General features: G+C 68.8%; 10 protein-coding genes and 1 pseudogene. 6 read left to right on the top strand and 5 right to left on the bottom strand.

Annotated features, from left to right (window positions below):
* The 5 genes and pseudogenes from FHW73_RS16620 to coaE form a co-directional block, all read left to right on the top strand.
* A pseudogene (locus FHW73_RS16620) lies at window positions 1-138 on the top strand (IS4 family transposase); the annotation flags it as partial.
* A gap of 196 nt (window positions 139-334) precedes the next feature.
* Window positions 335-2,059 carry a type IV-A pilus assembly ATPase PilB gene (gene pilB / locus FHW73_RS16625; protein ID WP_183427884.1) on the top strand — a complete coding sequence of 575 codons (1,725 nt, stop codon included), beginning with the start codon at window positions 335-337 and terminating at the stop codon, window positions 2,057-2,059.
* Window positions 2,060-2,280: 221 nt separating this feature from the next.
* Window positions 2,281-3,441, top strand: coding sequence for a type II secretion system F family protein (locus FHW73_RS16630; RefSeq protein ID WP_345776207.1), 1,161 nt, complete (start codon window positions 2,281-2,283; stop codon window positions 3,439-3,441).
* A 3-nt stretch (window positions 3,442-3,444) separates the two neighbouring features.
* Entirely contained in the window at window positions 3,445-4,308 is an 864-nt protein-coding gene (locus tag FHW73_RS16635) for an A24 family peptidase (protein WP_183427886.1), read from the top strand.
* Between the two features lie 12 nt (window positions 4,309-4,320).
* Window positions 4,321-4,953, top strand: a complete 633-nt coding sequence (coaE, locus tag FHW73_RS16640) for a dephospho-CoA kinase (RefSeq protein WP_183427887.1) — start codon at window positions 4,321-4,323, stop codon at window positions 4,951-4,953.
* 714 nt (window positions 4,954-5,667) lie between these two features.
* Here the strand turns inward: coaE and FHW73_RS16645 are convergent.
* The 3 genes from FHW73_RS16645 to FHW73_RS16655 all read right to left on the bottom strand — a co-directional run bounded on the left by FHW73_RS16645 (window position 5,668) and on the right by FHW73_RS16655 (window position 11,275).
* Window positions 5,668-6,618 carry a Nudix family hydrolase gene (locus FHW73_RS16645; protein WP_183427888.1) on the bottom strand — a complete coding sequence of 317 codons (951 nt, stop codon included), beginning with the start codon at window positions 6,616-6,618 and terminating at the stop codon, window positions 5,668-5,670.
* Window positions 6,619-6,889: 271 nt separating this feature from the next.
* The gene (secA, locus tag FHW73_RS16650) at window positions 6,890-9,646 is read right to left on the bottom strand and encodes a preprotein translocase subunit SecA (protein ID WP_183427889.1); all 2,757 of its coding nucleotides are present in this window, start codon (window positions 9,644-9,646) and stop codon (window positions 6,890-6,892) included.
* Window positions 9,647-10,483: 837 nt separating this feature from the next.
* Window positions 10,484-11,275: a M23 family metallopeptidase gene (locus FHW73_RS16655; RefSeq protein WP_345776208.1), complete on the bottom strand. Its 792-nt coding sequence runs from the start codon at window positions 11,273-11,275 to the stop codon at window positions 10,484-10,486.
* A 127-nt stretch (window positions 11,276-11,402) separates the two neighbouring features.
* On the opposite strand from FHW73_RS16655, the gene FHW73_RS16660 reads away from it, so the two are divergent.
* Window positions 11,403-11,858 carry a DUF721 domain-containing protein gene (locus FHW73_RS16660; RefSeq protein WP_183427891.1) on the top strand — a complete coding sequence of 152 codons (456 nt, stop codon included), beginning with the start codon at window positions 11,403-11,405 and terminating at the stop codon, window positions 11,856-11,858.
* A 283-nt stretch (window positions 11,859-12,141) separates the two neighbouring features.
* On the opposite strand, the gene lpxC is transcribed toward FHW73_RS16660, so the two are convergent.
* Both lpxC and ftsZ read right to left on the bottom strand, forming a co-directional pair.
* Window positions 12,142-13,050 carry a UDP-3-O-acyl-N-acetylglucosamine deacetylase gene (gene lpxC / locus FHW73_RS16665; protein WP_183427892.1) on the bottom strand — a complete coding sequence of 303 codons (909 nt, stop codon included), beginning with the start codon at window positions 13,048-13,050 and terminating at the stop codon, window positions 12,142-12,144.
* Between the two features lie 369 nt (window positions 13,051-13,419).
* On the bottom strand, window positions 13,420-14,703 hold the full coding sequence (ftsZ, locus tag FHW73_RS16670) for a cell division protein FtsZ (protein WP_183427893.1): 1,284 nt from the start codon (window positions 14,701-14,703) through the stop codon (window positions 13,420-13,422).
* Window positions 14,704-14,788: the final 85 nt, after the last annotated feature.

Here is a 14,788-nt window from a genome sequence, read left to right on the forward strand (position 1 = left end):
AGCCGCAGGCTCTACTCGACCCTACGTCTTGGGCGGGAGGCCTTGCTCAGACGCTGGCCGATGGAACCCATCAGCCAATGGCTGGCCCGCCTACATGTACTGCCTGGGCACGTGCTGCAACAGATGCTGTTGAGCTAGAAACGTGGGGATACCTCAGGGTCAGAGTGCAATTTCGCGAGGCGAAATTGCACTCTGACCCCGGTTCTCGGTGTTGCGAGCAGGCAAGCAAAGCGGGCGCCCCAGGGCGCGCTCGATCGTGCAGCTTGGCGGGCACGATGCGCCGCCGCGACGCCGGTTGCAGTAGAGTGCCCGCGGTCCACCGCAGAGCAATCAGATGAGCGTCCAACCCGGCCCCAATCTCGTCGGCATCACTGGCATCGCCCGCCGCCTGGTCATGGACGGTGCGCTGGACGAAGCGGCCGCGCGTGAGGCACTGGACAAGGCGACGGCGGCGCGACGCAATGTCGCAGGCTACCTGCGCGAGCACAAGTTGGTCAGCGCGGCGCAGATGGCAGCGGCCTTGTCGGTGGAGTTCGGCATGCCGCTGTTCGACCCGGCGGCGATGGCGCCGCAGGCGAGCGCGGTCAAGCTGGTCAGCGAGGAACTGCTCAACAAGCATGCGGTGCTGCCGCTGTTCCAGCGCGGTCCGCGCCTGTTCGTGGGGACCGCCGATCCGACCAATACCCTGGCGCTGGACGACATCAAGTTCCAGACCAACCTCACGGTCGAGCCGATCCTGGTCGACGAGGACAGCATCCGCCGCACGCTGGAACAGTGGCTGTCGAGCTCCGATTCGCTGGCCGGTGCGCTCGACGATGCCGAGGGCCTCGAGAGCCTGGACGTGGGCGGCGACGAGGACGGCGGCCGGATCGAGAACGTCGTCGACGGCAAGGACGATGCGCCGATCGTGCGGTTCGTCAACAAGGTGCTGGTCGATGCGATCAAACGCGGCGCCTCGGACATCCATTTCGAGCCTTACGAGACCGACTACCGCGTGCGGCTGCGCGTGGACGGCATGCTCAAGCTCGCGGCCAAGGTCCCGGTCAAGCTCAACCAGCGCATCGCCGCGCGTCTGAAGGTGATGGCGCAGCTCGACATCGCCGAGAAGCGCGCACCGCAGGACGGGCGCATCAAGTTGAATCTGTCCAAGACGCGGCAGATCGACTTCCGCGTCAGCACGCTGCCGACGCTGTTCGGCGAAAAGGTGGTGCTGCGTATTCTCGATGCCAGCGCCGCGAAGCTGGGCATCGACAAGCTGGGCTACGAGCCGGACCAGCAGACGCTGTTCCTGGATGCGATCCACAAGCCCTACGGCATGGTGCTGGTCACCGGCCCCACGGGCTCGGGCAAGACGGTGTCGCTGTACACGGCGCTCGGCATCCTCAACGACGAGACCCGCAACATCTCCACGGTCGAGGACCCGGTCGAGATCCGCCTGCCGGGCGTGAACCAGGTGCAGCAGAACGAGCGCCGGGGCATGACGTTCGCCGCGGCGCTGCGCGCGTTCCTGCGTCAGGACCCGGACGTGATCATGGTCGGCGAGATCCGCGACCTGGAAACGGCGGAGATCGGCATCAAGGCCGCGCAGACCGGTCACATGGTGCTCTCGACGCTGCACACCAACGACGCGCCGCAGACGATCGCGCGCCTGATGAACATGGGCATCGCGCCGTACAACATCGTCAGCTCGGTGACGCTGGTGATCGCCCAGCGCCTGGCGCGCCGGCTGTGCCCGCGCTGCAAGCAGCGCGTCGCGCTGCCCGATCATGCCCTGCTCGCCGAGGGCTTCACCGAAGAGCAGGTCCGCGCCGGCATCGAGATCTACGAGCCGGTCGGCTGCGACGAGTGCACCAATGGCTATCGCGGGCGCGTGGGCGTGTACCAGGTGATGCCGATGAGCGAACAGATCCAGACCATCGTGCTGCAAGGTGGCAATGCGATGCAGATCGCAGAAGCCGCGCAGCGTGCCGGGGTGAAGGACCTGCGCCAGTCGGCCCTGGAGAAAGCCCGCCAGGGCCTGACCAGCCTGGCCGAGATCAACCGCGTCACCAAGGACTGACCCGTCCGCGGCCCCCTTGACGTCGAGCGCCAGGGGCCGGTTTTCGCTACCATGCGGCCATCCGTCCGGCGAGGGACACGCCGACCCCTGGGGAACGTTCCATGTCGACCTCACGTACCGCGGCCCGCAAGACTGTCCGCGCTTCGAACGCGACGCCGGCGCAAGCCGGGGTGACGCTGCGCCTGTTCGCCTGGGAGGGCACGGACAAGCGCGGCATCAAGATGAAGGGCGAGCAGCAGTCCAAGAGCGCCAATCTGTTGCGCGCCGAACTGCGCCGCCAGGGCATCCAGCCGACGCTGGTGCAGCCCAAGCGCCAGCCGCTGTTCGGCGGCGCCGGCAAGGCGATCTCGGCGCGCGACATCGCGATCTTCAGCCGCCAGACCGCGACGATGATGAAGTCCGGCGTGCCGGTGGTGCAGGCGCTGGAGATCATCGGCAACGGCCAGAAGAACCCGCGCATGAAGCAGATGGTTGACGGCATCCGCGTCGACATCGAGGGCGGCGCGTCGATCTTCGAGGCGCTGAGCAAGTATCCGGTGCAGTTCGACGAGCTCTACCGCAACCTGGTGCGCGCGGGCGAATCGGCCGGTGCGCTGGAAACTGTGCTCGACACGATCGCCTCGTACAAGGAGAGCATCGAGTCAATCAAGGGCAAGATCAAGAAGGCGCTGTTCTACCCAGTCGCGATCATCGGCGTGGCGATCCTGGTCTGCGCGATCCTGATGGTGTTCGTCGTGCCGACCTTCCGCGAGACCTTCGAGAGCTTCGGCACCGACCTGCCGGCGTTCACCGAGCTGGTGTTCGGCATCTCGGCGATGATGGTGAAGTGGTGGTGGCTGATCGCGATCGTGGTGTTCGCATCCGCCTTCGGCTTCATGTTCGCGTTCAAGCGCTCTCCGGCACTGCAACACGGCGTGGACCGCACGCTGCTGCGCCTGCCGGTCGTCGGCCGCGTGCTGCACAACTCGTCGATCGCGCGCTTCGCGCGCACGCTGGGCGTGACCTTCAAGGCCGGCGTGCCGCTGGTGGAGGCGCTGGACTCGGTGGCCGGCGCGACCGGCAGCTCGGTCTACGAGCACGCGGTGCTGCGCATGCGCGACGACGTGGCCGTGGGCTACCAGCTCAACATGGCGATGCGGCAGACGGCCCTGTTTCCGCACATGGTGGTGCAGATGACCGCGATCGGCGAGGAGGCGGGTGCCCTGGACACGATGCTGTTCAAGGTGGCCGAGTTCTACGAAGAAGAGGTCAACAATGCCGTCGATGCGATCTCGAGCCTGATCGAGCCGTTCGTGATGGTCATCATCGGCACCCTGGTCGGCGCGATCGTGATTGCGATGTACCTGCCGATCTTCAAACTCGCGATGGCGGCGACCGGCTGACGCATGGCTTTTCTCGATCACAACCCGGCCCTGGGCTATCCCCTCGCCGCCGGCCTCGGCCTGCTGGTGGGCAGCTTCCTCAACGTGGTGATCCTGCGTCTGCCCAGGCGCCTGGAATGGCAGTGGAAGCGCGACAGCCGCGAGATCCTCGGCGAACCCGACCTCTACGATCCACCGCCACCAGGCATCGTCGTCGAGCGTTCGCATTGCCCGCATTGCGGGCACCAGCTGTCGTGGTACGAGAACATCCCGGTGGTCAGCTGGCTGGCGCTGCGCGGGCGCTGCCGCAGCTGCAAGGCGCCGATCTCGGTGCAGTACCCGGCGATCGAGCTGCTGACGATGCTGCTGTTCGCGGCCTGCGTGTGGCGGTTCGGCTTTGGCTGGCAGGGCTTCGGCGCGCTGGTGCTGACCGGATTCCTGATCGCGCTGTCGGGCATCGATGCGCGCACCCAGTTGCTCCCCGATTCGCTGACCCTGCCATTGATGTGGCTGGGGCTCATCGCCAGCCTCGACAACCTGTACATGCCGGCCAAGCCCGCGCTGCTGGGCGCGGTGGTCGGCTACGCCAGCCTGTGGTCAGTGTGGTGGCTGTTCAAGCAGGCGACCGGCAAGGAGGGCATGGGCCACGGCGACTTCAAGCTCTTGGCTGCGCTCGGCGCCTGGTGCGGGCTGGCTGGGCTGCTGCCGATCATCCTGCTGTCGGCGGTGACCGGCGCAATCGTCGGCTCGATCATTCTCGCGGTGCGCGGGCGTGACCGGGCCACGCCGATCCCGTTCGGGCCGTACCTGGCGGTCGCCGGCTGGGTGACCTTCATGTGGGGTCACGACCTGACCGCGTTCTACCTGCGCGTGTCCGGGCTGCAGTAGCGCACCGCCACGATGGGCGCGTTGGTCATCGGTCTCACCGGCGGCATCGCCTCGGGCAAGTCCGCGGCCACGGCGGCGTTCGAGGCGCGCGGCATCGTCGTCGCCGACGCCGACCTCGCCGCGCATGCGGCGGTCGCACGCGGCAGCGAAGGCCTAGCAGAGGTCGTCGCGGCCTTCGGCCCCGACGCCCTGGCCGCCGACGGCAGCCTGGATCGCCCTGCGATGCGGCGACGGATCTTCGCCGACCCCGACGCCCGTAAGCGCCTAGAGGCGATCCTCCATCCGCGCATCCGGCTCGCCCTGCAGACCGCTTGCGAGGCGGCCACCGGTCCGTATGTGATCGCAGCGATCCCACTGCTCGCCGAAGGTGGACGCGCCCACTACCCGTGGCTCGATCGCGTGCTGGTGATCGACGTGCCGGTGGCGGTCCAATTGGCCCGCCTGCTCCGCCGCGACGGCATCGACGAAACGCTGGCCCAGGAGATGATCGCCGCCCAGGCGACCCGCGAGGCGCGCCTGGCGATCGCCGACGACGTCATCGTCAACGACGGCAGCCTGGCCGACCTGGACGCCCGCATCGGCGAGCTCGACACCCGCTACCGCGCCCTCGCTGCGGCGCGCGCCGGGGGATTGGCGGCGGGCTGATCGACGACGCCTGGTGGCGCTGCACGCTGCAGGGCCACCGCAACCCTCTGCCCCCACCCGGTGCCTTCGGCACCGACCTCCCCCGCACGCGGGGGAGGCGAATCCAGCACGCAGCGTGCGGCCAAATCCCGCGCGCGGATACTGCTCTACTCCTTCCCCCGCGTGCGGGGGAAGGTTGGGATGGGGGCCGCTTTCCCGCGACAAGCCCCGCCCCCACCCGGCGCCAAAGGCGCCGGCCTCCCCCGCACGCGGGGGAGGCGACCCGACACGCGGCGCGCAGGCAAACCCCGCACACGCGGACACTGCTTTGCTCCTTCCCCCGCACGCGGGGGAAGGTTGGGATGGGGGCGCCTTTCCCGCGACAATCCCCGCCCCACCCGGCGCCGTCGGCACCGGCCTCCCCCGCAGGCGGGGGAGGCGACTCCAGCACACAGCGCGCGGCCAACCCCGCGCGCGGAGACACTGCTTTGCTCCTTCCCCCGTTCTACGGGGCATTGCGCCCTTCACGGGTGGAAGGCTGGGATGGGGGCGCTTTCCGCGGCAAGCCCCGCCCCCACCCGGCGCCAGGGCGCCGGCCTCCCCCGCAAGCAGGGGAGGCGACTCCAGCACACAGCGCACGGCCAACCCCGCGCGCGGAGACACTGCTTTGCTCCTTCCCCCGTTCTACGGGGCATTGCGCCCTTCACGGGTGGAAGGTTGGGATGGGGCCGCTTCTCAGGCGATCCCGGGCCAGAGGCTGCGGATGGCGGCGATGCCTTGTGCGCCGTGGCGTCGGGCGGTTTGGATATCGGCGGGGGTCATGCCGCCGATGGCGTAGATCGGCAGGGCGCTGTGTTCGCGCAGGCTGGCGAAGGCCGGCCAGCCGATGCCGGACTGGCCGGGGTGAGTGGCAGTCTCCGAGACGGGGCCCAGCACGACGAAGTCGCAGCCCAGGCGGGCGGCGTGGGCGAGGTCGTCGGCGTCGTGGCAGGAGGCGGCGAGCGGCAGGTCGGGGACGATCGGGCGTGTCGCGTGGTCGCGCAACGCAGCGGCCTTGAGATGCAGGCCGACGCCTGCAGCCTGGGCCAGCGTCGGCGGGCCGTTGAACAGCAGTCCGGCGCCGCGCCGGCGGCAGCGTGTGGCGGCCTCGGTGAGCAGGCGGCCCTGCCGGTCCGGATCGATGCCCGGCAGGCGCAGTTGCACCCGGCGGATGCCGTTGCGCAAGGCGTCGTCGAGGCAGCGTAGCCAGGCGGCATCGTCGTCGCCGGGCGGCGGGGTGACGAGGTAGCGATCGGGGGCCTGCAGCGCGGCCACGACAGGCAGGTCGGCGGGCGGCATCGAGTAGCGACCGAGCTTGTCTGGCGCGACCCAGGTCAAGGCCTGGCCTTCGCGGCCCTTGGGGCTGCCGTGCCAGTGGGCGACATGGCGGACGTCGAGCCGCAGGCGTTTGCTGGGGTAGCGCTGGGGCACCACCATCAGCGGCGCGCCGACGACGACCTGGATGCCGAGCTCTTCGTCAAGTTCGCGCGCCAGCGCCGCTTCCGGGGTCTCGCCCGGCTCGCATTTGCCGCCGGGAAACTCCCACAAGCCCGGCATGTCGCGACCCGGCGTGCGCCGGGACAGCAGGATGCGGCCGCGCTTGTCGGTGATCACCCCAGCAACGACTTCGACGACGCGCTCGCTCATGCCTCTGGATTTGGCGGACAGGGGGTCGAGATTAGGCAGGCGACGGCGGCTTGCCAAGCGGTCGAGGCGGCTGGTCTCGCCGGGGCATGTCAGCCTCGACGCCCGGCATGGACCGCTGGCACATCGAAATCTGCGACGGATCCACCGCGATCGCCTGCCCTGCCCCACGCGGCAGCCGAGCCCAGGGCCCGGCGACGCGACGCGCCAATCTGCCGAGTGCGCGTCCGGCGGGCGCTGGCACCGGCCCCGCGCGATGGCGGGGCCGGACAGGTCAGCTCAGCTGACCGTGGCAGTGCTTGTACTTCTTGCCGCTGCCGCAGGGGCAGGGATCGTTGCGGCCGACCTTGGCGCCGTCGCGGACGATCTGGGCCTGCGGCCCGGCCGCCTCGGCCTGGGCGGCGCGCACGTCCTCGGCTTCCTCGTCGGCGCCGTAGCCGCCGGCATCGGCATGCTGGAACTGGGCCTGGTTGAGCTTGGCCTCGACCTGGCGGCGTTCCTCGGCCTCGAGCGCGGCGATCTCGTCCTCGCTGCGCACACGCACGCGCGCGAGCATCGTCACGACCTCGTGCTTGACCTTGTCGAGCATCTCGGAGAACAGCTCGAACGCTTCGCGCTTGTACTCCTGCTTGGGCTGCTTCTGCGCGTAACCGCGCAGGTGGATGCCCTGGCGCAGGTAGTCCATGCGCGCCAGATGCTCCTTCCAGCCCTGGTCGAGCACGTTGAGCATGATGTGCTTCTCAAGCATGCGCATGGTCTCGCCGCCCAGCTGCGCTTCCTTGTCGGCGAACAGTGCATCGACCGACTGCTGCACATGCTCGGCGATCTGCTCGGCGTCGAGCTCGTCGCGGGCCTTGGCCAGCGACACCAGCTCCAGGCGCAGGCCGAACTCGCGCTCGATCTCGGCCTCCAGGCCCGGCAGGTCCCACTGCTCGTCGATCGACTGCGGTGGCACGTAGCGGCCGACGATGCCGGCAACGACGTCGGCGCGGATGCCGTCGACGTTCTCCTTGACGCTCTCGGCGTCGAGCAGTTCGTCGCGCTGGCCGTAGATCACCTTGCGCTGGTCGTTGTTGACGTCGTCGAAGTCGAGCAGGTTCTTGCGGATGTCGAAGTTGTGGGCCTCGACCTTGCGCTGCGCGTTGGCGATCTGACGGGTCACCAGCGGGCTTTCGATGATGTCGTCTTCCTGCAGGCCCATCCGCGCCATGACCTTCTGCACCCAGTCGGCGGCGAAGATGCGCATCAGATTGTCTTCGAGCGACAGGTAGAAGCGCGAGGAACCCGGGTCGCCCTGGCGACCGGAGCGGCCGCGCAGCTGGTTGTCGATACGCCGCGATTCGTGGCGCTCGGTGCCGATGATGTGCAGGCCGCCGGCAGCCACGACCGCGTCGTGGCGTTGCTGCCACTCCGCGCGCAGGCGTGCCTTGGTGGCGTCGTCGACCGGCACGCCGGATTCGGCCTCGAGCACCGCGAGCTCGGTCTCGAGCGAGCCGCCGAGCACGATGTCGGTGCCGCGGCCGGCCATGTTGGTGGCGATGGTCACCGCGCCCGGACGACCGGCCTGGGCGACGATCTGCGCTTCGCGCTCGTGCTGCTTGGCGTTGAGCACTTCGTGCGCGATGCCTTCCTTGCGCAGGTGCTCGCTGAGCAGTTCGGAGACCTCGATCGAGGTCGTGCCGACCAGCACCGGCTGGCCGCGTTCGTGCGCGGCCTGGATCTCGCGCGCCACGGCGCGGTACTTGCCGGCGCGATTGAGGAACACCGCATCCGGCGCGTCCTTGCGGATCATCGGCCGATGGGTCGGGATCACCACGACCTCCAGGCCGTAGATGCTCTCGAACTCGAAGGCCTCGGTATCGGCCGTGCCGGTCATGCCCGAGAGCTTGCCGTACATGCGGAACAGGTTCTGGAAGGTGATGCTGGCCAGCGTCTGGTTCTCGCGCTGGACCGGCACGCCTTCCTTCGCCTCGACCGCCTGGTGCAGGCCGTCGGACCAGCGACGGCCCGGCAGCGTACGGCCGGTGAATTCGTCGACGATGATGACCTCGCCGTCGCGGACGATGTAGTGATCGTCGCGCTGATAGATCGCGTGCGCACGCAGGCCCGCATTGAGGTGGTGCACGACGTGGATGTTCTGCGGCGCGTAGAGGCTTTCGTCTTCGCCGAGAATGCCAGCACCGCGCAGCAGCGCTTCGGCGTGCTCCTGGCCCTCCTCCGAGAGGTGGACCTGCTTGGCCTTCTCGTCGACCCAGAAATCGCCCTCGCCGTCCTCGGCCTCCTGGCGGATCAGCGACGGGACGATCCGGTTGACCTTGATGTAGAGCTCGGGGGAATCGTCGGCCGGGCCGGAGATGATCAGCGGCGTGCGCGCCTCGTCGATCAGGATCGAGTCGACTTCGTCGATGATCGCGTAGTTGAGCGTGCGCTGGTAGCGGTCGGCCTTCGACAGCGCCATGTTGTCGCGCAGGTAATCGAAGCCGAACTCGTTGTTGGTGCCGTAGGTGATGTCGGCGCGGTAGGCCTCGCGCTTGGCCTCGCCGTGCGGCATGCCCGGCCAGATGACGCCGACCGACAGACCCAACCAGTTGTAGAGCTTGCCCATCTGCGCCGCGTCGCGGCGGGCCAGGTAGTCGTTGACGGTGACGACGTGGACGCCCTTGCCCTCGAGTGCGTTGAGGTAGGTCGGCAGCGTGCCGACCAGGGTCTTGCCTTCGCCGGTGCGCATCTCGGCGATCTTGCCCATGTGCAGGACCATGCCGCCGATCAGCTGGACGTCGTAGGGACGCATGCCCAGCACGCGCTTGCTGGCCTCGCGACAGACCGCGAAGGCCTCAGGCAGCAGCTTGTCGAGCGTCTCGCCGTTGGCGATGCGCTGCTTGAACTCCGGGGTCTTGGCCTGCAGGGCGTCGTCGGACAGCGCCTCCATCTGCGGCTCAAGCGCGTTGATCTTGACGACGATCTTCTCGAGCTGTTTGACGAAGCGGTCGTTGCGACTGCCGAAGACACTGGTGAGCAAGCGATTGAGCATTGGAGTACCGAAGTCTGGAATCGGAGCGCGGGACCGAGGCGGATTCCCCAGAAGCCGCAAACAGAAAAGGGCGCCAGGCGCCCTTTGATGGCAACGCGCATTGTAGCTCGGGGCGAGGAGGCGCGTTTGCAAGCCACTGGCTTGCGCGTCGACGAGCGCCGGAGCGGCTGTGCCGCGCAGGGCCGGAACGAGGAGGCGCGTTTGCAAGCCACCGGCTTGCGCGTCGACGAGCGCCTGAGCGGCTGTGCCCGCGCTTTAGCCCTCCCCCGCCTGCGGGGGAGGGTTGGGTGGGGGCGGCCGCAGGGCAATGTCGCGGCCTTCCGCCTTGACCGCCAAAGCTCATGCCCCCACCCGACGCCTACGGCGTCGACCTCCCCCGCACGCGGGGGAGGTGCGGCCGTCCTGCGACCTTGCGAGCCCCGGCCCGGCGGCTGCGCCGCACGTCAGCCTTTCTCCGCAAGCGGGGAGGTGCGGCGTCTTGCGACTTCGCGAGCGCCGGAGCGGCTGTGCTGCGCTTTAGCCCTCCCCCGCCTGCGGGGGAGGGTTGGGTGGGGGCGGCCGCAGGGCGATGTCGCAGCCTTCCGCCTTGACCGCCCAAGCCCATGCCCCCACCCGACGCCTACGGCGTCGACCTCCCCCGCAAGCGGGGGAGGTGCGGCCGTCCTGCGACCTTGCGAGCCCCGGCCCGGCGGCTACGCCGCGCATCAGTCCTCCCCCGCAAGTGGGGGAGGTGAGGCGTTCTGCAACCTCGCAGGCGCCCGGCCCGGAGCGACTGTGCCGCGCTTTAGCCCTCCCCCGCCTGCGGGGGAGGGTTGGGTGGGGGCGGGCCCCAACCGGTTACTGCCGGCTCACGCCCATGGCGCCGAGGAACTTGCGCGGGTTCTGCACCTGCCCGTTCTCCCAGACTTCGAAATGCACATGAGCGCCAGTCGAACGGCCGGTCGAGCCGGCCTTGGCGATCTCGTCGCCGATGCGCACCAGATCGCCGACTTTCACCACGTTGCGCGAGTTGTGGGCGTAGCGGGTGACGTAGCCGTTGCCGTGGTCGACCTCGACGACGTTGCCGTAGCCGCGGCGCACGCCCGAGTAGCTGACCACGCCATCGGCGACGGTCATCACCGGATCGCCGGTGCGCGCGTCGAAGTCGATGCCCTTGTGGAACTGGCCGCCGCGACCGAAGGGGTCGGCCCGGTAGCCGTAGGACGAGGTCACGAAGCTGCGGCCCACCGGCGAGCGCGACGGCAGCGCGTCGCGCTGGAGCTTGCGGTCGAGCAACAGGGCTTCGAGCACCGAGAGCTGCTGGCCGGAATGGCTCAGGTCGCCTTCGAGCGCCTCCAGGCCACCGAGCAGCTTGCCGGCCGGCATGTCCTGGGCCGGCTCGGGACCGCCGACGCCCACGGTCCGGTCGAAGTCGAACTCGCCGTCCTCCATGCCGGCGCCGCGGGCAAGCCGGTCGCCAAGCGCGTTGAGGCGGTTGGCCTGGGCCTGCAGTTCGCTGAGTCGGGCGGCGAGCGCATTGACCTCGCGCTGTGCCTCGCGGCGGGTCTCATCCAGGCTGCGCTCGTGCGCAGCGGCCACGCCGTGCAGGCGGGCGATCTCGGCCGAGTTCATCGCCCCGGCGGCGCACATGCCGGTCGCGGCGACCACGATCGCCATCGAGACCGGCCGGCGACGGGCCAGGATGCGGGCCCTGCGGGCCACCTGTGCGGCAACGCCGCGCATATCATTCAACAAGGTTTTGACGGTCATGGTGCCAATGTCTGATTTCCGGTCCAGATCCAAGCCATCCCGCATCGGAGCCCCGACCGCCGCGCTGGACGCGGCCCTGGATGGCACGTCGGCCGATCCGATCCGCCGGGCCATATGGCTCGACGCGTTGGATCGCCGCCTCGTTCCCCTGCTGCCGCCGGCACTGGCGCCGCATGCGCGGCTGGCCAATGTCGATCGCCGCAGGCTGGTGTTCCTCGTCGATTCGCCCATCTGGCACGCCAGGCTGCGCCTGTCGGCCGATACGCTGCTCGACGCTGCCCGCTCCATCGGACTGGATGTCGACGACATCGTCGTCAGGACGTCGACCCAACCCCTGCGACCCGCACCCCCGGAGGTCCGCGGTGCGCTGGCCACCCCGCCGTCGGCGGTCGCACGCGACACGCTGCGGTCGGTTCTGGCCTCGCTCCGACCGCCGGAAGGCGGCAAGGATGAGGAGGTGTGAAGTCTGTGGGTCCCGCCTGCCCCCTTCATCGGCATCAAGGCCAGGTGAAGGAGAGGGGGCATGCTACCGGGCATCGCCATCTGGGGCGTTAACCAGAAGCTAACTTTTCAGAAAGCCAAGGTTAAAATTTCGTTAGTCAAAGCGCCCGACCTGAACGCTGACGATCGGAATCGCGATCCGCGCGTGCCGACGGTGCTGCAGGTCGGTCCTCGCGTTGGGACGTACTCGGACCATCGCCCGAAGCGGGCGGTCGATATCGGGTCGCAGCATGCGACCGGGCGATTCAGGCAGCGACCGGGGCGCCGTAGGCCACCGGGGCCGCATCGTCCTCGGCAAAACTGACGATTTCCCAGGCCGAGCGGGTCTCGAGCAGCGCGCGCACGAGCTTGTTGTTCAGCGCATGCCCGGACTTGTAGCCCTTGAACAGGCCCAGGATCGGATGGCCGGCCAGATAGAGGTCGCCGACCGCGTCGAGGATCTTGTGGCGCACGAACTCGTTGGCATAGCGCAGGCCATCGTCGTTGAGCACGCGGAACTCGTCGAGCACGATGGCGTTGTCCATCGAACCGCCCAGCCCCAGGTTGCGCTCGCGCATGTACTCCAGGTCGCGCATGAACCCGAAGGTGCGGGCGCGGCTGACCTCGCGGATGTAGGCCTCGGTCGAGAACTCCACCTCGGCCCGCGACTGCGCCAGCGGGATGGCCGGGTGGTCGAAGGCGATGGTGAAATCCAGGCGGAAGCCGTCATAAGGCTCGAATCGCGCGATCTTGTCGCCCTCGCGCACTTCGATCGGCGCCAGGATCCGGATGAAACGCTTGGGCGCGGCCTGCTCGACCACGCCTGCCGACTGCAGCAGGAACACGAACGGCCCCGACGAGCCGTCCATGATCGGCACCTCGGCCGCGGACAGCTCGACGTACAGATTGTCCACGCCGAGCCCGGCGAGTGCGGACATCAGGTGTTCGACCGTCTGCACGTGGGCCGTGCCCAGGCTCAGGCCGGTACACAGCGTGGTCTCGGTGACGAGCCCGCCCTGGGCGGGAATGTCGACCACGGGGTCGAGATCGACACGCCGGAAGACGATGCCGGTATCCGGGGCGGCCGGGCGCAGGGTCAGGAACACTTTCTCGCCGCTGTGCAGGCCGACGCCCGTTGCGCGGATCACGTTCTTGATGGTGCGTTGGCGGGGCATCGAAAGTCCGGGGGAAAGAAGCGCCAGCCGCGGACGCGGCAGGCAACCAAGGCAGATTATCACGGAGACCGCTGAACCTGAACGAAGCGATTCGAGGCGGTCAAGATGCATCCGGGACCGGAATCCGGCATGCAGGCCGACGCGATGCGCCGGCGGAAACAACGGACAACAAACCGGCCCGCCGGGCGTACCCGGCGGGCCAAAACGGCGCGCTGCGGACAACAGCGCGCCGATGCTTGCGAGGACAACACACTGCGCGCCGCCGCACCGGGCAAGTGCGATGCGGGCACAGAAACCGGCGTCAGTCGGCTCGACCCCGACAGGCCGGGCCGGCCTGCGCGGTGTCGGTCGACGACGCCATCGGCCGGCTCAGTCGGCCTGCCGACGCAGGAACGCCGGAATGTCCAGGTAGCTGCTGTCGCTGCCGAAATCGGCGACCTTCGGCGCATCGCCCGTATCGCTGCGTGCGGCGCCCTGCCCGGCCGAGCGCGACGCGGTCGACGCCGCCGCACCGCCGTTGCCGCGCAGCGAGGCCGCGATGCTGTGCCCCGGGCTGTACGGGGCCACGGCGTCGCCGTCGTCGATCAACAGGCCGGTGGTGCCGTCGCGGACGCCACGCTGGTTGTTGCTGATCAACTGCACCTGCGGCTTGCCGCGACCGGCGCTGTCGTGCCCGGTGCCACGTGCCGGCGCCCGGTTGAGGCCGGTGGCGACCACGGTCACGCGGACTTCGTCCTGCATGTCCGGGTCGAGGACGGTGCCGATGACGATGGTCGCGTCCTCGCTGGCGAAGTTCTCGACCGTGCGGCCGACCTCGTCGAACTCGGCCATCGTGAAGTCGGCGCCGGCGGTGATGTTGACCAGGATGCCGTTGGCGCCGGCCAGGTTGACGTCGTCGAGCAGCGGGTTCTGGATCGCGGCCTCGGCGGCGGCCTGCGCGCGATCGTCGCCACGGGCCAGGCCCGTGCCCATCATCGCCAGGCCCATTTCGGCCATGACGGTGCGCACGTCGGCGAAGTCGACGTTGATCAGGCCCGGACGCACGATCAGGTCGGCGATGCCCTGCACCGCGCCCAGCAGCACGTCGTTGGCGGCCCGGAATGCCTGGATCATCGTGGCGTTGCGGCCGAGCACGGTGATCAGTTTTTCATTGGGGATGGTGATCAGCGAGTCGCAGTGCGCCGACATCTCCTCGATGCCCTTGAGCGCGACCTGCATGCGCCGGCGGCCCTCGAACGGGAACGGCTTGGTGACCACGGCCACCGTCAGGATGCCCATTTCCTTGGCGAGCTGGGCCACGACCGGCGCCGCACCGGTACCGGTGCCGCCGCCCATGCCGGCGGTGATGAACACCATGTCGGCGCCCTGCAGCGCGTCCATGATGATCTCGCGGTCCTCGAGTGCGGCCTGGCGACCGACTTCGGGGTTGGCGCCTGCGCCCAGGCCCTTGGTGACGCTGCTGCCGAGCTGCAGCTGCAGCTTGGCGCCGCAATTCTTGATTGCCTGCGCGTCGGTATTGGCGGTGATGAATTCCACGCCATCGACGCTGTTGTTGACCATGTGCGCGACCGCGTTGCCGCCGCCACCGCCCACGCCGATGACCTTGATCACCGCGTTTGGAGCCATCTTCTCGACCAATTCGAAATGTGCCATGTCCGTTGTCCTCGGTTTGGAGCCGTGATTGGTGATGCGCGATGCGCGATTCGAAACTGCCGAATCCCGTGTCTCACACCGCCAT

It is taken from the genome of Luteimonas sp. RC10 (genome assembly GCF_014192745.1).
Classification (GTDB): Bacteria; Pseudomonadota; Gammaproteobacteria; order Xanthomonadales; family Xanthomonadaceae; genus Luteimonas.

Bases quoted from the DNA above. Each gene is read 5' to 3' on its own strand.
- secA (WP_183427889.1), bottom strand. From the start codon at position 9,646: ATGCTCAATCGCTTGCTCACCAGTGTCTTCGGCAGTCGCAACGACCGC.
- coaE (WP_183427887.1), top strand. From the start codon at position 4,321: ATGGGCGCGTTGGTCATCGGTCTCACCGGCGGCATCGCCTCGGGCAAG.
- pilB (WP_183427884.1), top strand. From the start codon at position 335: ATGAGCGTCCAACCCGGCCCCAATCTCGTCGGCATCACTGGCATCGCC.
- FHW73_RS16645 (WP_183427888.1), bottom strand. From the start codon at position 6,618: ATGAGCGAGCGCGTCGTCGAAGTCGTTGCTGGGGTGATCACCGACAAG.
- FHW73_RS16630 (WP_345776207.1), top strand. From the start codon at position 2,281: ATGAAGGGCGAGCAGCAGTCCAAGAGCGCCAATCTGTTGCGCGCCGAA.
- lpxC (WP_183427892.1), bottom strand. From the start codon at position 13,050: ATGCCCCGCCAACGCACCATCAAGAACGTGATCCGCGCAACGGGCGTC.
- ftsZ (WP_183427893.1), bottom strand. From the start codon at position 14,703: ATGGCACATTTCGAATTGGTCGAGAAGATGGCTCCAAACGCGGTGATC.
- FHW73_RS16660 (WP_183427891.1), top strand. From the start codon at position 11,403: ATGTCTGATTTCCGGTCCAGATCCAAGCCATCCCGCATCGGAGCCCCG.
- FHW73_RS16635 (WP_183427886.1), top strand. From the start codon at position 3,445: ATGGCTTTTCTCGATCACAACCCGGCCCTGGGCTATCCCCTCGCCGCC.
- FHW73_RS16655 (WP_345776208.1), bottom strand. From the start codon at position 11,275: ATGTGCGCCGCCGGGGCGATGAACTCGGCCGAGATCGCCCGCCTGCAC.